We start from the raw sequence: 20052 nt of genomic DNA, 5'->3' as shown, positions 1-20052 counted from the left end.
GCACCCCGTGCTCTAGGGTCGGCGACCATGGATGCGGAGATCGTCGAGCTGACCGCCGACCGGGCGCCCGCCGTGGTGGAGCTGTGCCGCCGGGCGCTGGACCTGCCCGAGGACGCCGCCGAGGCGCCGGCCCTCGTGGCCGCGCTCTGGGCCCGGGCGGCCGCCGACCGGCCGGTCGTCGCGCTGGGCGCGTACCGGGGGGCGGAGCTGGTCGGGGCGCTGGTCTGCTCCCTGTCGGGGCGGGACGCCGGGCTCGGGCACGTGGACCTCGTGGTGGTGCACCCCGACCACCGGCGCCGGGGCGTGGGGCGGGCGCTACTGTCGTCCGCCGAGCGGACCCTGGCCGGTCTCGGCGCGGCCGAGGTGCTGCTGGCGGGGAACCCGCCGTACTACGCCTGGCCCGGGATCGACGTGCGCTACACCCCGGCGGTCTGCGCCGCGCTGGCGCTCGGCTACCGGCAGGACCGGACGGCGTGGAACATGACCGCCGACCTGTCGTACGACGACTCCCCCGCGTTGCGCTCCACGGAGGCGGCGGAGGCACGGCTGGCCGGCCGGGGCGTCTCGGTCCGCCGCGCCGAGCCGGCCGACCTGCCGGCGCTGGCGGAGTTCGCCCGCGCCACGTTCGGCGGCGCCTGGGACGCGGAGCTGGCCGGCTCGGTGGGCCGGGAAGGGGCGGGCTGCCACCTGGCCGAGCGCGACGGCGAGGTGCTCGGCTTCGCGGCGTACGGGTCGTCCCGGCCGAGCTGGTTCGGGCCGATGGGCACCGCCCCGGCGGCGGAGGGCTCGGGGATCGGCGGGGTGCTGCTGCGCCGCTGTCTGCGCGACCAGCGGGCGGCGGGCGTGACGGCGGCGCAGATCGGCTGGGTGGGGCCGGTGCCGTTCTACTCGGGCAGCGCGGGCGCCCGGATCGAGCGGGTCTTCTTCCTGTACCGCAGGACGCTCGGAGAGTGACGGAGGAGGGCGAAGGGGATATAGACGCCGATAACCCCATTCGCCCCCATCTTTGATCGACGCCCCCTACCGTTTCGGTAGAGGAGGCAGCCATGACCACGGACGACGAACGCCCCGGCCCGTTGCCGTTCGACCGGCTCGACTACGGCGACGCCGAGCAGCAGGCGGAGATGAGCGGCGCCGACGAGCCGACCGACGAGCCGGTGGCGCTGGTCGACGAGCCGGTCCAGATCCCGCAGCCGTACGGCCGGGCGCAGAAGAGACGCAACCAACGACCACTGCCGACCTGACGGCGGAAGGGACGGACCGCTGACGCGGCCCGCCCCTTCCGGCGTACGTGGAGCTGGACTCAGAAGTCCATGTCCCCGCCGCCCGGACCAGCCGGGGCGGCCGGGGCCTTCTCCGGCTTGTCCGCCACGACGGCCTCGGTGGTGAGGAAGAGCGCCGCGATCGACGAGGCGTTCTGCAGCGCCGAACGGGTCACCTTGGCCGGGTCGATGATGCCCGCGGCCAGCAGGTCGACGTACTCGCCGTTGGCGGCGTTGAGGCCGTGACCCGGCTCGATGTTGCGGACGTGCTCGACGACCACGCCGCCCTCGAGGCCGGCGTTGACGGCGATCTGCCGCAGCGGGGCGTCCAGCGCGATCTTGACGATCTGCGCGCCGGTCGCCTCGTCGCCGGTCAGGTCCAGCTTGTCGAAGGCGGTCTTGCCGGCCTGCACCAGCGCGACGCCACCACCCGGGACGATGCCCTCCTCGACGGCGGCCTTCGCGTTGCGGACGGCGTCCTCGATGCGGTGCTTGCGCTCCTTCAGCTCGACCTCGGTGGCCGCGCCGACCTTGATCACCGCGACGCCGCCGGCCAGCTTGGCCAGCCGCTCCTGCAGCTTCTCGCGGTCGTAGTCGGAGTCGCTCTTGTCGATCTCGGCCCGGATCTGGTTGACCCGGCCCTGGATCTGCTCGGCGTCGCCGGCACCGTCGACGATGGTGGTCTCGTCCTTGGTCACCACGACCTTGCGGGCGCGGCCCAGCATGTCGAGGCCGACGGCGTCCAGCTTGAGGCCGACCTCCTCGCTGATGACCTGGCCACCGGTGAGGATGGCGATGTCGGCCAGCATGGCCTTGCGGCGGTCACCGAAGCCCGGCGCCTTGACGGCGACCGACTTGAAGGTGCCCCGGACCTTGTTGACGACCAGGGTGGCCAGGGCCTCGCCCTCGATGTCCTCGGCGATGATCAGCAGCGGCTTGCCCGACTGCATGACCTTCTCGAGGATCGGGAGCAGGTCCTTGACCGACGAGATCTTGCTGTTGACGATCAGGAGGTAGGGGTCGTCGAAGACGGCCTCCATGCGCTCCGGGTCGGTCATGAAGTAGGCCGAGATGTAGCCCTTGTCGAAGCGCATACCCTCGGTGAGCTCCAGCTCCAGGCCGAAGGTGTTGCTCTCCTCGACGGTGATGACGCCTTCCTTGCCGACCTTGTCCATCGCCTCGGCGATGATCTCGCCGACGGTGCTGTCACCGGCGGAGATGGAGGCGGTGGAGGCGATCTGCTCCTTGGTCTCGACGTCCTTGGCGAGCTTGGACAGCTCCTCCGAGACGCTGGCCACGGCGGCCTCGATGCCCCGCTTCAGGGCCATCGGGTTGGCACCGGCTGCCACGTTGCGCAGACCCTCGCGGACGAGGGCCTGGGCCAGGACGGTCGCCGTCGTCGTGCCGTCACCGGCAACGTCGTCGGTCTTCTTGGCGACCTCCTTGACCAGCTCGGCGCCGATCTTCTCGTAGGGGTCCTCGAGCTCGATCTCCTTGGCGATGCTCACACCATCGTTGGTGATGGTGGGGGCACCCCACTTCTTCTCGAGCACGACGTTGCGGCCCTTGGGGCCGAGGGTCACCTTCACGGCGTCGGCGAGCTGGTTCATGCCCCGCTCGAGGCCCCGGCGCGCCTCTTCGTCGAACGCGATCATCTTGGCCATACGGCGTTGTCCTCCTGGACACTCACGGGCCACCCGGAGGTTGTGTCCCGGATGGGCCGCCTGGTGTACGCACCTTGGGGACGTCGCCACCTGGCGACGACGACGTCTCCTCGGCCGGGCCGGATAGCCCGCGACGACCGGCCATGTGCCGCACCGACGTGTGGACGCCCGTGCGGCCGTGGCCCTACCGCCCCGACCATTGGCACTCACGGTATGCGAGTGCCAATGACTTGTTTAGCACTCTCCCCTGCCGAGTGCAAGCACGACCGCCCCGCTCAGCCGAGTTCACCGGCTAGCCGCGCGCTGTCCACCGGCCCCTCGTGGGCGCGCTGCTCGGCGTACGTGACGACCAGGCCGACCAGTTGGGCGAGGTGGGTGGGCAGGCCCAGCACCCCGCCGAGCACCGCCACCGCGATCGCGCCCACCGCAGTGCCCGGCGACTCCAGCGGGGTGACGCCGAACGGCAGCGAGCCGATGCCCTCCACCAGGCCGGCCGCCCCGCCCCCGACGATCACCGCCGCCGCAACGAGCGCCACCCGGCCGAGCAGCAGGCCCAGCCGGTCGTGGAACATCCGGTACGAGCGGCCGATCGGGTGCTGCCGTTCGAAGAGGTAGACCGGGCCGGCCATGCTCAGCGCGAAGGCGAAGTAGATGCCGGGGATGACGCAGAAGCACACCCCGAGCCCGATGATCACGCTCATCAGCAGGGTCCAGCCCCAGAGGCCCGGCGCCCGGCGCAGGCCGTAGCCCAGCGCGGCGCCGACGGTCACCGGCTGGCCGGCCGCCTGCCGGGCGACCACCCAGGTGCCGGCGGCCCAGCCGAGGCTCTGCACCAGGCCGAAGACCAGTGCGCCGCCGATCAGCACGGCCATCATGGTGCCCAGGTCGGCCAGGAAGGTGTCGGGCAGCGCGGCCGGGTCGTCGGCCATCGACTCGTCCCACCGGGCCGACGGGTCGACCACCAGCGCGAGCACCGACAGCACCACGGCCGGCAGCACCTGGGTGAGCAGCAGGATCGGCAGCAGCGTCCGCCAGCCCCGGCGCACCGCGCCGACGCACCGGTCGAACCAGCCACTCACGCCGCCGCCGGGCGGCGTGACCAGCGGGTCGGCCGGGTCGAGGCCGTGGCCGGGCGGGTACCACCCGTGGACCGGCTGCCCCGGGTACGCGACCGGCGCGCCCGGATACACGACCGGCGCGCCCGGATACCACGGCTGCCCGCCGTACGGGCCGGAGCCGGCCGGGAACCCGCCGGTGGGCGGGAAGACCCACCCCTGCGGCTGCGGCGCGCTCGCATCGCCGGCCGTGGCGGGGTCGGGATCCCCCGACGGCGGCGTGCCCTGGGGTGGCTGGTCGGACATGAACCCTCCTCAGCGACGGCTGAACCGGCTCACGATCTTCCCTGCCTGGCGTCCGTACCGCAGCCCGGGGTGCCACGCCACGAACCGGGGCCACGAACCACGACCAGGGACCATGGCCCGTCCCGGCCGCGGTGCCGCCCAACGATGCCGCAGGTCACACCCCGAACCCGGACCCCACCGGTGCCACCGCCCGGCCCCTGTCGAGCTGCCCTCACAGATGGGGCACACCACGCCTCGCAGGCGGCCGAGCCGGATGCGAGGCGTGGTGCTACAGAGACGGGTGGTCCTACAGACGGGGCAGCTCGACAGCGCCACCATCCGCCCGCCGAACCCATGTGCCGAAAGCGGTCACCCGACCGGCTCACCCGTCGGAGCTGATCGACGAATGTCGTTGGCGCCGCCGCGCGGGGCGGTCGGCGGCGGAAGGGCCCGGCCCGTGGCGGACGGGGGTCAGGCGATGACGCGTACGCGCTCGGCCTGGGGCCCCTTCTGGCCCTGGGCGATCTCGAACTCCACCCGCTGGCCGTCGTCCAGCGCCTTGTAGCCGTCCATCTCGATCGCGGAGAAGTGGACGAAGACGTCCTGCCCGCCGTCGACGGCGATGAAGCCGTAGCCCTTTTCGGCGTTGAACCACTTAACGGTGCCCTGTGCCACGGTCCACTTCCTCACTCTGCACGGCGTCTCACAACCCCGGAGGCCGGCGGACCGGCACCGGAGGACCACCGAACCGGCGGTCGGGGAGGCCGCTGCATTCGGTGACCGAAATCGCACGCTACACGAGGCGTGACGGCGGCGCACGACCCCAAATCGGGCATATTCCGATCGAGGGGCATCGTCATCCGTCGCTGTGGTAGGCATTCGGCATGACGAGGACGCCGGACGGGCCGGAGCGGGGGTCGGCGGTCACCCGGCACGCGGAGATCCGACGGGTCCGGCCCCGGGACGCCGCCCGGATGCGGGCGCTGCGGCTGGAGATGCTCGCCGACGCGCCGCTGGCCTTCCTGGAGACCCTCGCCACCGCGGCGGCCCGGCCGCACGCCGACTACGCGGCCCGGATCGCGCACGTGTCGGCCGGCACGGACACCGCGCAGTTCGTCGCGGACCCAGGCGGCCGGCTGGTCGGGCACGCCGGGGGCACGGTGACCCCGGAGGAGCCCGGGCTGACCGTCGTCTACGCCGTCTACGTCACCCCGTCCTGGCGCGGCACCGGCCTGCTCGGCGAGCTGGTCGAGGCGGTGGCCGCCTGGTCCCGGAAGTGCGGCCGGCCCGAGCTGATGCTGGAGGTGGTGGTCGGCAACGACCGGGCCTACCGCGCCTACCGGCGGCTGGGCTTCGTCGACACCGGCGTACGCGTGCCGCACCCCACCGTGCCGGCGCTCACCGAACTCCAGATGCGCCGCTCCGCCTGACACGGGAGGGTTTCCGGGGCAGCCCACCCCGGAAACCCGACCGCGACTCAGGCGTGCCGACGGGACTGCACGATGCGGAACCGGTTGGCCACGTAGGCGCCGTCGGTGAGCGCGGAGTTGGCCGCCGCGTTCGCGCCGCTGCCGTGGAAGTCGGAGAAGGCCGCCGACTGGTTCACGAAGACCCCGCCGGTCAGGTTGCAGGACAGGTGCACCCCGACCTCGATCGCCGCCGCCTCGGCCGCGTCGAGGACCGCCTCGTCGGTGGAGTAGACCGCCGCGGTGAGCGCGCCCTTCTCGCCGACCGTCGACCGCAGGATCTCCAGACTGTGCGCCGTCGAGTCGGTCGCGATGGCGAACGAGATCGGCCCGAACCACTCCTTCGAGTAGGTCGCCGTGTCGCCGGCCGCCAGCTTGACCAGCGTCGGGGTGCGGACCACCGCGCCGGGGAAGGCCGGGTGCTCGACCGTACGCGACTCCAGCACCGTCTCGCCGACCTTGGTGACCTCGTCGAGGCGCTCCAGCACCCCGTCGTTGACGATCGCGCCGGTGAACTCCACCCCGCGCGCCGGGTCGGCGGTGAGCTTGCCGATCGCGGCGGCGATCCCGCCGGCCACCTCGTCGAAGCTCTTGTGTCCCTGGTCGGTGGCGATTCCCTCGGCGGGGATGAGGATGTTCTGCGAGGTGGTGCACATCTGGCCGCTGTAGAGGGTCAGCGTGAAGCCGAGGTTGCGGCACATCCCGGCGAAGTCGTCGGTGGAGTCGACCACCACCGTGTTCAGGCCGGCCTTCTCGGTGTAGACCGCCGCCTGCCGGGCGTTGGCCTCCAGCCAGTCGCCGTACTCGGTGGAACCCGTGAAGTCGACGATCTTCACGGCCGGGTGCAGGGCCAGCGTGGAGGCGAGCTTCTCGCCGGGGGCCTCGGGGGCGAGCAGCACCAGGTTCGGGTCGAAGCCGGCCTCGGCGAGCACCTCCCGGGCGTACCTGACGGTGATGGCCAGCGGCAGCACCGCGCGCGGGTGCGGCTTGACCACCACCGGGTTGCCGGTGACCAGCGAGGCGAACAGCCCCGGGTACGAGTTCCAGGTCGGGAAGGTGTTGCAGCCGATCACCAGCGCCACGCCGCGGGGCACCACGTGGAAGGTCTTGGTCATCCGCAGCGGGTCGCCCTTGCCGGCGGCCTTCTCCCAGCCCGCCGTCCCCGGGTGCCGGGTCATCTCCGCGTACGCGTAGGCGACCGCCTCCAGCGCGCGGTCCAGCGCGTGCGCGCCGCCGGCCTGGAAGGCCATCACGAACGCCTGGCCGCTGGTGAACTGCACCGCGTTGGCCAGCTCGAAGATGTGCTTGTGCAGCCGGTCGAGGATCTCCAGGCAGACGCCCACCCGGGTCTGCGGGCCGGCGTCGCGCCAGCTCGGCAGGGCGGCGGAGGCGGCGGCGACCAGCTCGTCGGCCCCGGCGTGCGGGTAGCGGACGCCCAGCTCGACGCCGAACGGGCTGGTCTCGGTGGCGACCCGGTCGCCGGCGCCCGGCTGGTCGAGGGGGAAGTCGCCGCCGAGGTACGCCTCGAAGGCGGCCTTGCCGTCGGCGGCGGCGGTCTCGCCGTAGACCCGTGGGCTGGGCGACTCGGGGTAGGCGGACCAGTACCCGCGCTCCGTGATCGCGGTCAGCGCACGGGTCAGGGTGTCGGCGTGCCTGTCGTACAGGGGGTGCGGGGTCTCCGTCATGCCCGCCATCATGCAACAGGAAGCCCCAGGATCAGTAGGGCCGTGTCACAACTCAGATCGTGAGCTGCCAGTCGGTCCAGCCGTCGACCCGGCGGAATCCGAGCTGCTCGTTGATCGCGATCATGTAGCTGTTCTCGGCCGCGTTGAAGGTGTCGATCGCGCGGACCGCCGGCTCGTGGGCGAGCAGGTGCCGCAGGTTCTCGATCTTGACGAGCAGACCGAGCCGGTGCCCCCGGTGAGCGGGGTCGACGATGGTGATCTGCTGGAACGCGTGCCAGTCGGCGGAGGCGCCCACGTCGAGCAGCGTCCAGGCGGCCACCCGGCCGGACGCCTCGTGGCGCACCGCCGTGTGGTAGCGCCGCCGCCCCCGCGCCTCCAGCGCCCGCTCGATGCCACGGACCCGTTCGGCGTCGATCCGCTCGGGCTCCCACTCCACGTCGCCGAGGGGCGCGTCGGCCATCAGCCGGCCGTCGAGGTAGGCGATGTCGGCGACGTACTCGTCGGGGGTGCGCCCCTGCCAGCGGAGGACGCGGTAGCCGTCGGCCCGGGTGCGGGCGTCGGCCAGCGCGGCGTCCAGCCCGTCGTGGTCGAGCCGGGTGGTGTCGAGCCGGCTGCGGATCTCGGCCAGCGCCGGCCGGGCGCCGGTCGACGCGGCGAAGGCGGCGCCGGCCCCGGACCGGGGCGGGCCGCCGGGCAGCGCGGCGACCGCCATCCCCAGCACCCGCTTGCGGCCCCGCTCGCGCAGCAGCCGCACGGCGTGCTCGTGCAGCGCCCGGCCCACCCCGCGGCGCCGGTGGGCCGGGTGCACGATCAGGTCGGCGCTGGCGTTCTCGGTGTTGTCGAGCTGCGGCAGGTCCAGCGCGAGGTAGCCGGCCGGCACGCCGTCGAGCCGGGCCAGCGCCCAGATCGCAGCGTTGCCGGGCATCGGGTGCCGGATCGCGGCCTCGAAGCGCCGCCGGCAGAAGGGTGGGAAGTCCGGCAGGTCGGCGTCGTTGGCCGCCGCCCCGATCCGGTAGGCCGCGTCGATCGCGGTCTGGTCGGCGACGTCGATCGGCGCGATCGTGATGCTCATGCCCCGAGGGTGGCCCGGGAACGACGATCGGGCCAGCGATTTAACCGCTGGCCCGATCGGACGTTGGTCGGGAGGGACACTCGCACAACGCCTCCGGCGTTGGGTCGCAAGAACTAAAAGTCTCCGGCGAGACGCCCTCCCGCACGAAGCATCTTGCGCCGCCCGGTTCCTGCCGTCAAGTCCTTGTCGGCGCGTTTTCCGCACTCACAGCGAAAAGCCAGTTACCCGGCGGATCGACCCGATCCCCCGTCCGGGTGGGTCGCCCCTCCCCCGTTCCTCCCGGCCCCCCGTCCCGGGACGACAACGGGCGGCCCGCGCCCCGTGGGTGCCGACCGCCCGTTCGCCGCGTCAGCCCGCCTTGCTGAACTCGATCGAGATCGACTCGACCGCCTTCTTGCGGGTCATCGACCGCTCCAGGCCCATCGCCTCCAGCGCGTCGTTGACGCTGTCCACGTACGCCGTCAGGCTCGGCGTGGCGGCGTAGTAGGTGCCGGTCGTGGTCTGGGTGGACGCGCACGTCGTGTCGGTGATCCCACACGCCATCGTGTAGTGCGTGGCGCTGGTCCACTGGGTCGAGGCGCCCTGCACGAACAGCCGGGTGTTCACCCGGCACGCCGCGAACAGGTACGGGTTGCGGACCGTGGTGGTGAACGTCGCGGTGTCGGTGCCGGGCCAGTAGCTCACGGTCGACTCCGCCACACAGCCGCCGTCGAAGCTGCTCGACGACTTGCTGACGGTGTACTTGTCCAGCGTCCCGGCCGCCGCCGGCGTGGCGCCGAGGGCCACCACACCGAGGGAGGCGGCCAGCATGGTGAAGGCGGTCACGGCCGCCCGGGTGACGCGGGCCGGTGCTGCGTTCATGGGAACCCCTCTCGTGCCGGCCGGGTGGTCGCGGCCGATCGCAATTCGTCGCCTATGTGACAGGCGGCGGTGGACCCCGGGAGCTTCCGGGTACCGCCACCTGGAGATTCTTCGGCCGGGTCGGGAGGGCTGTCCAAGACGCGACAACGATGGGCCATAGGACGGACCTATGAGTGCTGGTAGATCTTCTGATCGTCGATGCCCGCGGGGGTCGGGCAAGGGGGATCGTCATGGTGGAACTACGTCAACTCCGGTACTTCCTCGCCGTCGCCGAGGAGCGGTCCTTCACCCGCGCCGCCGCGCTGCTGCACGTCAGTCAGCCGACGCTGAGCCAGCAGATCCGCGCCCTGGAGCGGTCGGTGCGCGCGCCGCTGTTCCACCGGGAGCCGGCGGGCGTCCGGCTCACCGAGGCCGGATCCGCGCTGCTCGAACCGGCCCAGCGGGCCGTGGTCGGGGTCGCCGACGGCGTACGGGCGGCCCGGGACACCGTCGGCACCGGCGACGGCACGCTACGCGTCGGCTTCAGCACCGGCGGGGCGGGCGACCTCATCGCGTCGATCCTGCCCGCCTGGCAGCGGGCCGCCCCCGAGGTACGGCTGGTCCTGCGCGAACTGACCGTGGGCGGGCTGTACACCGCCCTGCTGGCGGACCAGATCGACGTGGCGCTCACCCGGCTGCCGCTGGACCCCGAACGGCACGACTGGACGGTGCTGTTCGCCGAGCCCCGCGTCCTCGCGCTCAGCGCCCGGCATCCCCTGGCCGACGCCGGCGCGGCGGTGTCGCTGGCGGACGTGCTCACGCTGGCCATGCCCCGGATCGAGGACGTGCCGACGATCCGCGACTACTGGCTGCTCAACGACTACCGCGACGGCTGCCCGCCGCAGCAGCGCGGGGTGACGGTCACCTCGCCGGCGGAGATGGCGTACCTGATCCTCCAGGACCCGGCGGTGGTGGCCGTGGGCCCCCGCACGGCACGCGGGCTCTCGCCCCTCGCGGAGCTGCGCTTCGTGGAGCTGTCCGAGGTCGCCCCGGTGCCCTTCGTCGCGGCCGCCCGGCGGCACGACCGCCGTGCCGCCGTGCTCGCCTTCCGTCAGGTCGCCGCGACGGTCGCGCGCCACCTGCACGGCGCGACCACGCCGGCCGGTGGCAGACCGGACCGGGTGGCCGGCGTCGGGGCGAGTCGCGCGACCGGTGCCGGGGCGGGCCGGGCCGGCGGCTGAGCCGCGAACGGTCACCGGCCTCGGACCTCAGCCGAGGAGGCCGGCGTCGCGGGCGGCACGCAGCGAGGGCCTGATGCGGTGGGTGGGGCCGGCCTGGGCGGCGATCGCGTCGAGGGTCTTGAGCCCCTCACCGGTGTTGAAGACGACGGTCTCCGCGGTCGGGTCGAGCCGGCCGGACTCGACCAGCTTGCGCAGCACCGCCACCGTCACCCCGCCGGCGGTCTCGGCGAACACGCCGGTGGTGCGGGCCAGCAGCCGGATGCCGGCGCGGATCTCGTCGTCGTCGACGTACTCCATCCAGCCCCCGGTGCGGCGCACCGCCTCCAACGCGTAGAGGCCGGCGGCCGGATCGCCGATGTTCAGCGACTTGGCGATGCCCGTCGGCTTGACCGGGGTGATCGTGTCGGTGTCGGCGTGCAGGGCGGCGGCGATCGGGTTGCAGCCGGCCGACTGGGCGCCGAAGACCTTCCAGCCGCCGGCCGGCGCCTCGACCAGGCCGATCTCGACCAGCTCGGCGAACGCCTTGTCGATCTTGGTGAGCAGCTCCCCGGAGGCCATCGGGATGACCACCTGGGCCGGGATCCGCCAGCCGAGCTGCTCGGCCACCTCGTAGCCGAGCGTCTTCGACCCCTCGGCGTAGTAGGGGCGGACGTTGACGTTGACGAACGCGGTGTCCTCGAACTCGTCCGTCTCCACCAGCTCGCCGCAGAGCCGGTTCACGTCGTCGTACGAGCCGTCGACGGCGACCAGCTCGCCGCCGTAGACGGCGGTCGTGACGACCTTGCCCTGCTCCAGGTCGCCGGGGATGAAGACCACCGACGGCGCCCCGGCGCGGGCGGCGTGCGCGGCGACCGAGTTGGCCAGGTTGCCGGTGGAGGCGCAGGCGTAGCGGCTGAAGCCGAGCGCCCGGGCGGCGGTCAGCGCGACCGAGACCACCCGGTCCTTGAACGAGTGGGTCGGGTTGCCGCTGTCGTCCTTGACCCAGAGCGGGGCGGTGATGCCCAGCTCGGCCGCGAGGTGCGGGGCGGCGACCAGCGGGGTGAAGCCCGGGTCGAGGGTGACCCTGGTCGCCGGGTCCTGGCCGGCGGGCAGCAGCGCGGCGTACCGCCAGATGTTCTGCGGACCGGCCTCGATCTGCTCCCGGGTGACCGTCGCCAGCGCGGCGGCGTCGTAGTCGACCTCCAGCGGGCCGAAACACTCGTAGCAGGCGTGCTGGGCGGCGAGCGGGTAGCGGGCCGAACAGGCGCGGCAGACCAGGGCGCGGGCGGGGCTGGCGGTGGTGTCGATGCCGGAGACGGCGAACGTCGACGTCATGTCGAGGGTCCTCTCATCTTTCCCCGCATCGCACCCTGCGGCGGGGACGGAATTGGCACCTGCCCCGCCGGTCGCTCAGCGGTGAGCGCGCGGGGTGGTTGCCGGGGCGTCGTCGGGCCGTATCCCTCAGCCCCTCTGGATGAGGTATGCAGTTGTACCTGCGAGTTTAAGCACCGACGCCGCCCGGATCGATGGCAGATCCCAGGATGTGAGCGATCCCGCAGTCGCCGCCGAGCCGCAGGGGCGGCCTCTCCTCGACGGTACGGATTCAGGCTGCCGCGGAGCGGGAACCGGCGGCGGGGCGCCGGGCGCGCAGCAGGGTGTCGCGCCCACCTGCCCGGACCGAACACGGCGACCAGCAGCGGTCGTGTGCCCCTGGCGCGCTCCCGTTACCTTGCAGGCACATTGACGGAAAGGAACGCGCGAATGCGTCGCAAGCTCGTCCCGGTGGTGGCGCTCTCCATGGCCTGCCTGCTGGCGGTGACCACCGCCTGCTCCGCGGGCAACCGGAAGAAGCGGGACCGGTCCGCCGACCGGCCCGCCAGCGCGAAGCGGGACGACGTCGACGCCGCCTGGGCGACCCCGACCCCCCGCCGCACCGGCGACCAGCTCACCTGCCTCGAACTGCGCAACACCCGGATCGGCAGCAGCCGGGTCCGCTACCGCGGGTACGCCGCCCCGATCCGCCTCGCCGCCGGTCGCTGGTCCGACCGGGACGGCACGACGGTGGAGTTGCAGCGGCCGTGCGCCATCGGCGACCTCGACGGCGACGGCGCGGGCGACGCGATCGGCGTGATCATGCTCGACGGCGGCGGCACCGGCCGCTTCTTCACCCTCGCCGCCTGGCGCAACGTCAAGGGCGAGCCGGACTACCAGGCCCAGGTCGACCTCGGCGACCGTACGCCGGTGGAGAGCATCAGCGTGCGCGACGGCAGGGCGACGGTGGTCTACCTGACCCGGCCCGCGGACGGCCCGACGGCCGAGCTGAGCATCCGGCGTACCGCCGTCTACCAGCTCAGGGGAACGACGCTGGCCGAGCTGAGCCACACCGACGCCCGGGTTGCCGACGCGTCCGACGACGGGGAAACCGTCGGCTCCGGCACCGCGCCAGACTCCCCCGACTCCCCCGACCGCAAGCGCAGGCCCCGTTCCCGCTGACGTCCCGCCGGGGGTCGTACCGGGCCCAGGACCGCGCCGGCCGATCCGCCGGCGCGGGCTCCGGTCGTACCGGGCGGGGGCCAGCTCAGCCTGGAACCGGCCGGTGGGCTGGTGGCCTCGGTAGCCGTATGGACCCGGTGGACGGGCAACCATGCTGACTCACCGCGCCGAGGCAGCCCCACCCCGAGGCCGGGGGACGCTCGAAGTACTGGACGGGCTGCGAGGGGATGGCCTCGGTGGTGAGCGTGCCGGTGCCGCTCGGGATGCGTTGCTCATGGGAGCCGGTAGTGTCGGTGTAGGAGGCGACGATGTGCCACTCGCAGGTGTGGGTGGACACCTCCGGCTGGATGCGGAAGGCCATGTTCGACTGACCGTTGCCCAGCTCGACGACGTTGCGGCGGAAGTACAGCTGACCCTCCTGCGGCTCGCCCTCGTCCAGGACGTACGGGCCGTGCGGCTTGTCCGTCGGCCCACCGGTCAGGTCCCACAGCAGCCCCTGCCGGGACTCCGCGCCCGCCGGCGGAAGGGTGACGACGGTCTGCGCCGTGGGTACGCGGCACGAGTCCTTGACGGCGGTCATGTTGTTGATCGTGAGTCCGGCGGCGCGATCGCTGTTCAGGTTCAGGTCGAACGTCTGGGCGTGACCGCGGTTCTCGTTGCCGTCCTCGAGCGGCGCCACATAGGACGCGTGCTCGACCACCCGGCCGCCGAGCGGCTTCAGGAACTCCCACACCTCTGACGCGTCGCCGTTCAGGGCGGTGAGGATGGCCTGCTCGCCTTCGGTCAGCGGCCGGTCGAGCAGCACACTGAAGGCCTCGGGCAGGTCCCGGTCGTAGTCGAGGGGAGTGACGGTGGACACGAACGCGGCCTGCTCACGGTCCACCGCCTTCTCAGCCTGCCTGTCCGAGCGGGCCCGCTCGGTGGCCGTCGACCGGTCCAGGAGGAAGTTCGCCTGGTAGGCGAACAGCACGCCGACCACGACGATGACGGCGGCGGCGGTCGCGTACACCGCGCGCTGCTTCGGCGAAAGCCCGCGAAACCCAGGCAGTCGCTCATCCGCCAGCACGGCCCAGGCTTTCGGCCCGGGCGCCCGCCCGGACGGCTGCTCCGGTGGCGGTGCGGACGGCGGCGCGGGCGACGGCGCAGCCGCCGGCACGGACGGCGGCGCGGGCGACGGCGCAGCCGCCGGCACGGACGGCGGCGCAGGTGGCGACACGGACGGCGGCGCAGGTGGCGACACGGAGCGGGACGTGGACGGCTCAGCCGGTGGCACGGGCGACGGCTCGGCGGGCGGCTCAGGCTGCGGCACGGCGGGCGAGGTGGGCATACCCGATTCTCACTCACCGGCGCCATGCCCTTACGGACCGCTCGGCGCCGCCTGGGTCCGCACACCGATCACCTCGCCCAAGTTGGGACGGGTGATGTCGTAGACGATTCAGCTCGACAGGCACCGCGCGGGTGGCCCGGTCCGGCCGGTCCCTCAGGTGGGGCAGCTCGACAGCACCGCCGGACCCTCCGCCGGCCGGGTGTCCGAGGCTCGGCGACGCACCGGTGCGATGATCAGGCGATGGCGACCCCCGCGCACCGACCCGTACCGTGCTCGCGCGGTGGAGTTCCAGGACCGGCACGGGCGCTCGGGGTCGCGATGGCCGGCCTCGTCCTGCTCGGCGCCTGCTCCCCGGCGACCGAACCGCCGTCGGCCGATCCGGCACCGAGCAGGATGCCGAGAGCGGGCGCGCCAACGCCGAATTCCGGGGGCGCCCCCGCCGCCGAGTGCCCGGAATCCGGCGTTCGGATCAGTTCGCCGGGCTCCAACGCCGCGATGGGTCTGCGGGCCTCGGGCTGGAGCTGGTCAACTGCGGCACGGAGCCCTACCCGTTGAACGGCTACCCGGCGCTGCGTCTGCACGACGGCGACGGCAACCCGATACCGGTCCGGGTGGTCAACGGGGCCAAGGAGATCACGCCGGGCTTCGACGCCCCGTCCCGACCGCTGACCCTGCGGCCCGGCGAACGGGCCGGGGCCGCCGTGCTCTGGCGCAACCTGGTCACCGACCCGACGGTCGTCGCCACCAACGGCGAGCGCCTGGAGGTCGCGCCCGCCGCCGGCCGGCCCGCGCAGGTCGTCGACCTGGACGGACCGATCGATCTCGGCAACACGGGCCGGATCGGGGTCAGCGCCTGGAAGAAGATGGCGACCGACCCGACGCCGACCCGGCCGGTGCCGGGCACCTCGGCGCCGAGCAGCTCCATGCCGCTGCCGTGAGTGTCCGGTGCCTCAGCTGGTGACGTCCTTGCGGGTGAAGCGCCAGAAGGCGAGGCCCCAGAACAGCGTCGCGTAGCTGATCGCGGAGATCGCGCCGCGTACCACGTCGTCGGTCTGCACCGGCGTCGACAGCAGCCCCAGCCAGGCGTTGGCGTAGTGGGTCGGCAGGAACGCGCGCAGCGCGCCGAGCGCGGTGATCTGGTCGAGGATGCTGGAGAGGATCCAGAGCAGCACCGCGCCGCCGACCGCGCCGAGCGCGGCGTCCGTGACCACCGACAGCAGGAACGCCAGGCCGGCCACCACCAGGAGTACGACGGCCAGGTAGCCGAGCACGCCCAGCAGCCGCAGCAGTCCCTCCCCCGGTTCGAGCTGGGCGGCGACGGTGCTGCGCAGCGGCTCCCACCCGTAGCGCAGCGTGCCGATCAGCAGGGCCGTGCCGGCGAGCAGCGCCAGCGCCAGCGCCGAGTAGACGAGCGCGACCAGCAGCTTCACCGTCAGCAGCCGGGCCCGGGGCACCGGCACCGCTAGCAGGTAGCGCAGGCTGCCCCAGCTCGCCTCGCTGGCCACCGTGTCGCCGCAGAACAGCGCCACCACCACGACCAGCAGGAACGACGCCGAGACGAAGATGGTGAACAGGGTGAAATTCAGCCCGCCCGAGGTGGCGAACTCGACCAGGCTGCCGAACTCCCCGCGCCCGTTGTCGTCGTCGTCGCCCGTGTCGAACTGGAAGGCGATCAGGATGATCAGCGGCAGCAGCACCATGAACCCGAGCGCGAGCTGCGTACGCCGCCGGGATGCCTGCCGCCGGAATTCGGCGCCGAACGGCAGGGTGGCCGACGGCCGGTAACCCGCCGCCGCGCCCACCGTGGGTGACGTCCCCGCCATCATCGGTCCCCGCTTCCCCGAGAGTTCTCACCGACCAGGGCGAGGAACGCGTCCTCCAGGCGGCGCCGCGGCACCACCCGGTCCACCCCGATGCCGGCCCGGACCAGCTCGGCGACCACCTCGCTGCGGGCGGTCCCGTTGGTGTCCACCACGAGCTGGCCCTCGCCGTCGGGAAGCACCCGCACCCCGTGCAGGCCGTCCAGCACCGCGCGGGCGGCCGCTGGGTCGGTCACGTCGAAGAGCACGCTGGGCGACTCGCCCACGATCTCCTCGACCGGGCCCGAGGCGACGATGCGGCCCTTGTTCACCACCACCGCGTGCGTGCAGGTCTGCTCCACCTCGGCGAGCAGGTGGCTGGAGACCAGCACCGCGCGGCCGTCGGTGGCGTAGCGCTGGAGCACCCGGCGCATCTCCGCGATCTGCGGCGGGTCGAGCCCGTCGGTCGGCTCGTCGAGCACCAGCAGCTCGGGCAGGCCCAGCATGGCCTGCGCGATGGCGAGGCGCTGCTTCATGCCGTGGCTGTAGTTCTTGATCCTGCGGTGCACGGAGTCGCCCAGGCCGGCGATCTCCAGGGCCTCGTCGAAGTGCGCGTCCTCGGCCGGCCGCCCGGTGGCCCGCCAGTACGCCCTCAGGTTCTCCAGGCCGGACAGGTGCGGCAGGAATCCCGGCCCCTCGACCAGCGCGCCGATCCTGGACAGCACCGGCGAGCCGGGTACCAGCCGGTGCCCGAAGACGTAGATCTCGCCGGCCGTGGGCTGGGTCAGCCCCATCAGCACCCGCAGCGTGGTGGTCTTGCCGGCGCCGTTGGGGCCGAGCAGGCCGACGACCTGGCCGGGGTGCACCTCGAAGTCCACGTTGGAGACGGCGACGAAGCCGTCCGCGTACTCCTTGCGGAGCTGCCGCACGGCGAGCGGGACGCCCGCGTACGCCGGGTGGACGGAGCTGTCCTGGCGGCGGTGTCGGCGCCGCGCCACGGTCACGACCGCGACGAGCCCGACCGCGATCGCGGCGACCAGCCCGACCAGCACCCAGCGCCACACCGTGGCGGCGGTGGGGATCGGCTCGCCGGCGACGGTCGGCAGGCCGACCGCGCCGCCGGCCGCGACGGTGTGGACGGTGGGCTCGACCGGCGTGGCGTACGCCTGGTCGGAGGTCGCCACCACGACGCGCAGCCGGTGTCCCGCCTCGACGCGACGGACGATCGCCGGCAGCGTGACGGTGACCGGCTGCGCCGCCTCGATCTCGCGCGGCAGGCCGGTGAGCCGGACCGGGGCGACCAGGCCGTTGGGCAGGGTGGCCGCGCCGTTGGGTTCGACGTCGTAGAGCTTGACGAAGAGCACCGCCTCGCCGGTCGGCGACGCCGCCCGGATGTCCACGGTCGGCGCGCCCACCACGTCCACCGCCTCGGTCAGCGGCTCCGACTCGAACCGGGCGTGCTGGCCGGGGATGTCCCCGGCGACGCCGCCGAGCAGGGACGACAACTCGCCGGCGAAGGGCACCGAGGAGATGGCGGCGGGGTTACCGGCCGGCGGGTTGGCGACCGGCTGGGCCGGGCCGGCCACCGGAACGTCGCGGCGGGCCGTGCCGGCGACGCCCGGGTAGTCGGCGGTGCGGTAGCCGGTGGCCACCAGGCCCCGGTCGAGGGCGTCGAAGCCGGCGATGCGGGACCAGGTGAAGTCGGCCCCCGGGGCCTCGCCCTCACCCTTGACGTAGTGGTCGAGCCACTGCACGGTCAGGAACTTCACCCGGTCCGAGTCGGTCCGCGGGCCCTCGCCGCCGTCGTGCCCGCCGGTGAACCAGGCCACCCGCACGGGCGTGCCGGCGGCGGCGATGCCGCGCGCATTGGCGTCCGCCTCGCCGAGCGGGAAGAGGGTGTCCGCCGCGCCCTGCACCAGCAGGGTCGGCGCCTTGATGCGGTCCAGCACGCCGGCCGGGCTGGACCGGCGCAGCAGGTCCACGGCGGCCTGGTCGGCCCGGCCGGTGGTGGCGATCCGCAGGTACGCGGCGCAGATGTCGGCGGCGAACCGGCCGCACGACGGGTCGGCGGCCCGGGCCGGCGCCCGCCCCGGACCGGTTCCCGGGCCGGCGCCCGGCCCCGGGCTGGGCGGGCCGGCGGAGGCGGGCGCCCCCTCGGGCTCGGTGGCGCCGGCCCCGGAGAGCCCCGCCGGCCCGGAGCCGACGTTGCCGCCGCCGCCAAAGAAGAGGCCGGCCCAGCCGGACTTGAAGACGCCCTCGGTGGGCTGCTTGCCGGTGCTCTCGGGCAGGAAGGAGCGGGACAGGTCGTGCCAGGTGATCATCGGGACGATCGCGTCGACGCGCTGGTCCTGTGCCGCGAGGAGGAGCGCCAGGCCGCCGCCGTACGAGCCGCCGACCACGCCGACCTTCGGGTCGCCCGTGGCGTCGGTGCGGATCTCGGGGCGGGCGGCGAGCCAGTCCAGCAGGCGCTGGGCGTCCCGGACCTCGTAGTCCGGGTGGTCCAGGTGGATCTGCCCGCCGCTGCGGCCGAAGCCGCGCGCCGTCCAGGTGAGCACGGCGTAGCCGCGCCCGGCGAACTCCTCGGCGTCGGCGCGGACGGACTCCTTGGTGCCGCCGAAGCCGTGCGCCAGCAGCACCGCCGGCACCCGCCTCGCCGCCGAGGCGCCCTCCGGCAGGTAGAACGTGGTGTCCAGGTCGACGGGCTGGTCGCCGGCCGGTCCGGAGCGGACGGTCAGCATCGCCGACTCGGCGCGGACGTCCGGCCCCTGCGGGACCACCGCCCAGGTCACGGCGGCGGCGAGCAGCACCACGGCCGCCGCCGCGGCGACCGCGCGCCGGCGGGTGGGCAGGGCACGCCGGATCCACGCGGCCGACGACGGCGATCTCATGCGGCACACGGTACGGCCCGAACCCTGAGCGTTGGCTGAGATCCTCCGTACGGCCGTCCGGTTGGTCCGATCGGCGGCCGGACCGGTGCGACCGCCGCAGGTCCCCGACCCTCCCGGAGAGACGGATTCGGATCACGTGAATTCCGATTTTCGGTGAGAAATCCCCTCCGATCCATCCATGCCACTCTCCCGAACGGCACCCAGCGTGGCCGGTGTCGGGACGAACGGTCACCTGGCACCTCATGACGGAAAGCTGACCGTTCGACGGCCGGACCACCCCTCGCTGTTCGGTTAGTTTCCGGTCCGATGCACGGGACTCCACGGTCGATGCCCGATCGGGCCACCCGGGGAGGAAGACCGGGGTCGGCCGGGGGGTTCGACCCGTTCACGTGAAGGGGGCGGTCGTGATGAGAGGTGGACTGGACGAGACACTGGCCCGGTTGGCCCGGCGCGAGGAGGCGCTGCGCCGGCGGGCCGCCGACCAGGGCGGGGCGGCGGACGGGGAGGCCGCCGCACCGCCGGCAGTGCCGGACGGGGTGGCCCGGGCCCGCGCCCGGGTCCGCACGTCGCACTCGGAGCAGCTCGCCGACGGCCGGGGCGAGACCCGCAACGCCGGGCCCGGCTGGGGCGACGCCCGGCGGGCCGGCGAGCCCCGCGACCCGGTGGCGGAGGTCGCCGACGCGGTCCGCCGGGTGGTGGTGGGCCACCCCGGCATGGCCGTCACCATTCGGGTCGAGCACGACCGGAAGGCGTACCCGCTGCGGATCGCCTGGACCGGCACGGGCGTGACGGTCGGCGCTGAGACGCCCGCCGTACCGCCGCCGCCAGCGGGGCCGACGTCGGGCAGGACGCCGCCGGCCTGGACGCCCGGCCGGGAGGGGCCGAGCGCCGACCCGGCGGCGCGGCTGACCGAACTGCTCCGCGGCGACCCGTCCCTGCTCGACGACGGTTCCGGCGGGTAGGCAGCGCGTCGTGTGGGGAGCGCGGTGCAGGGCT

17 protein-coding genes and 1 riboswitch are annotated in these 20052 nt (G+C 73.6%); of the genes, 7 read left to right on the top strand and 10 right to left on the bottom strand.

Translation table 11 applies throughout. From position 1 onward, the window contains the following. The first annotated feature begins 27 nt into the window (after positions 1-27). Complete coding sequence (locus ACGFZ2_RS24505; RefSeq protein WP_393457222.1) at positions 28-954, top strand: GNAT family N-acetyltransferase; 927 nt, start codon at positions 28-30, stop codon at positions 952-954. 92 nt (positions 955-1046) lie between these two features. After that, positions 1047-1244 carry a hypothetical protein gene (locus ACGFZ2_RS24500; protein ID WP_393264651.1) on the top strand — a complete coding sequence of 66 codons (198 nt, stop codon included), beginning with the start codon at positions 1047-1049 and terminating at the stop codon, positions 1242-1244. A gap of 59 nt (positions 1245-1303) precedes the next feature. On the opposite strand, the gene groL is transcribed toward ACGFZ2_RS24500, so the two are convergent. The 3 genes from groL to ACGFZ2_RS24485 all read right to left on the bottom strand — a co-directional run bounded on the left by groL (position 1304) and on the right by ACGFZ2_RS24485 (position 4941). Then, the gene (gene groL, locus ACGFZ2_RS24495) at positions 1304-2926 is read right to left on the bottom strand and encodes a chaperonin GroEL (RefSeq protein WP_350706882.1); all 1623 of its coding nucleotides are present in this window, start codon (positions 2924-2926) and stop codon (positions 1304-1306) included. 275 nt (positions 2927-3201) lie between these two features. After that, entirely contained in the window at positions 3202-4287 is a 1086-nt protein-coding gene (locus ACGFZ2_RS24490; protein WP_393457219.1) for a hypothetical protein, read from the bottom strand. Between the two features lie 450 nt (positions 4288-4737). After that, a complete protein-coding gene (locus ACGFZ2_RS24485; protein ID WP_013288855.1) occupies positions 4738-4941 on the bottom strand; it encodes a cold-shock protein in 204 nt (67 codons plus the stop codon). A gap of 209 nt (positions 4942-5150) precedes the next feature. On the opposite strand from ACGFZ2_RS24485, the gene ACGFZ2_RS24480 reads away from it, so the two are divergent. Next, a complete protein-coding gene (locus tag ACGFZ2_RS24480; RefSeq protein WP_393264646.1) occupies positions 5151-5696 on the top strand; it encodes a GNAT family N-acetyltransferase in 546 nt (181 codons plus the stop codon). 47 nt (positions 5697-5743) lie between these two features. Here the strand turns inward: ACGFZ2_RS24480 and paaN are convergent, their stop codons facing one another. The 3 genes from paaN to ACGFZ2_RS24465 form a co-directional block, all read right to left on the bottom strand. Next, entirely contained in the window at positions 5744-7417 is a 1674-nt protein-coding gene (gene paaN / locus ACGFZ2_RS24475) for a phenylacetic acid degradation protein PaaN (protein WP_393264644.1), read from the bottom strand. A gap of 52 nt (positions 7418-7469) precedes the next feature. Continuing rightward, positions 7470-8489 (bottom strand): GNAT family N-acetyltransferase, encoded by a 1020-nt coding sequence (locus tag ACGFZ2_RS24470; protein ID WP_393457216.1) that lies wholly within the window; start codon positions 8487-8489, stop codon positions 7470-7472. 348 nt (positions 8490-8837) lie between these two features. Further along, positions 8838-9350, bottom strand: a complete 513-nt coding sequence (locus tag ACGFZ2_RS24465; RefSeq protein ID WP_393264640.1) for a hypothetical protein — start codon at positions 9348-9350, stop codon at positions 8838-8840. 230 nt (positions 9351-9580) lie between these two features. Between ACGFZ2_RS24465 and ACGFZ2_RS24460 the strand changes: the two genes are divergently transcribed. Beyond that, positions 9581-10570: a LysR family transcriptional regulator gene (locus ACGFZ2_RS24460; protein WP_393457213.1), complete on the top strand. Its 990-nt coding sequence runs from the start codon at positions 9581-9583 to the stop codon at positions 10568-10570. Positions 10571-10597: 27 nt separating this feature from the next. Here the strand turns inward: ACGFZ2_RS24460 and thrC are convergent, their stop codons facing one another. Then, entirely contained in the window at positions 10598-11884 is a 1287-nt protein-coding gene (thrC, locus tag ACGFZ2_RS24455; RefSeq protein WP_363700823.1) for a threonine synthase, read from the bottom strand. Positions 11885-11894: 10 nt separating this feature from the next. Continuing rightward, positions 11895-12030: riboswitch (SAM riboswitch) on the bottom strand. A 280-nt stretch (positions 12031-12310) separates the two neighbouring features. Here thrC and ACGFZ2_RS24450 point away from each other — a divergent pair. Next, entirely contained in the window at positions 12311-13042 is a 732-nt protein-coding gene (locus ACGFZ2_RS24450; protein WP_393264633.1) for a hypothetical protein, read from the top strand. An 85-nt stretch (positions 13043-13127) separates the two neighbouring features. Here the strand turns inward: ACGFZ2_RS24450 and ACGFZ2_RS24445 are convergent, their stop codons facing one another. Next, the gene (locus ACGFZ2_RS24445) at positions 13128-14051 is read right to left on the bottom strand and encodes a hypothetical protein (RefSeq protein ID WP_393457210.1); all 924 of its coding nucleotides are present in this window, start codon (positions 14049-14051) and stop codon (positions 13128-13130) included. Positions 14052-14920: 869 nt separating this feature from the next. On the opposite strand from ACGFZ2_RS24445, the gene ACGFZ2_RS24440 reads away from it, so the two are divergent. Further along, positions 14921-15307, top strand: a complete 387-nt coding sequence (locus ACGFZ2_RS24440; RefSeq protein ID WP_393457207.1) for a DUF4232 domain-containing protein — start codon at positions 14921-14923, stop codon at positions 15305-15307. A gap of 12 nt (positions 15308-15319) precedes the next feature. Here the strand turns inward: ACGFZ2_RS24440 and ACGFZ2_RS24435 are convergent, their stop codons facing one another. Together ACGFZ2_RS24435 and ACGFZ2_RS24430 are read right to left on the bottom strand one after the other, a co-directional pair. Then, positions 15320-16195 carry an ABC transporter permease gene (locus ACGFZ2_RS24435; protein WP_393457204.1) on the bottom strand — a complete coding sequence of 292 codons (876 nt, stop codon included), beginning with the start codon at positions 16193-16195 and terminating at the stop codon, positions 15320-15322. Continuing rightward, on the bottom strand, positions 16192-19056 hold the full coding sequence (locus ACGFZ2_RS24430) for an alpha/beta fold hydrolase (RefSeq protein WP_393457201.1): 2865 nt from the start codon (positions 19054-19056) through the stop codon (positions 16192-16194). Before ACGFZ2_RS24430 ends, ACGFZ2_RS24435 begins: the two co-directional genes overlap by 4 nt. 407 nt (positions 19057-19463) lie before the next feature. On the opposite strand from ACGFZ2_RS24430, the gene ACGFZ2_RS24425 reads away from it, so the two are divergent. After that, the gene (locus tag ACGFZ2_RS24425; RefSeq protein ID WP_393457462.1) at positions 19464-20018 is read left to right on the top strand and encodes a hypothetical protein; all 555 of its coding nucleotides are present in this window, start codon (positions 19464-19466) and stop codon (positions 20016-20018) included. The last annotated feature ends 34 nt before the right edge of the window (positions 20019-20052 follow it).

Source organism: Micromonospora sp. NPDC048063 (assembly GCF_043202855.1).
Lineage (GTDB): Bacteria > Actinomycetota > Actinomycetes > Mycobacteriales > Micromonosporaceae > Micromonospora.
Note: the sequence above shows the minus strand (reverse complement) of the source record. Positions and strands in the feature narration are given on the sequence as shown.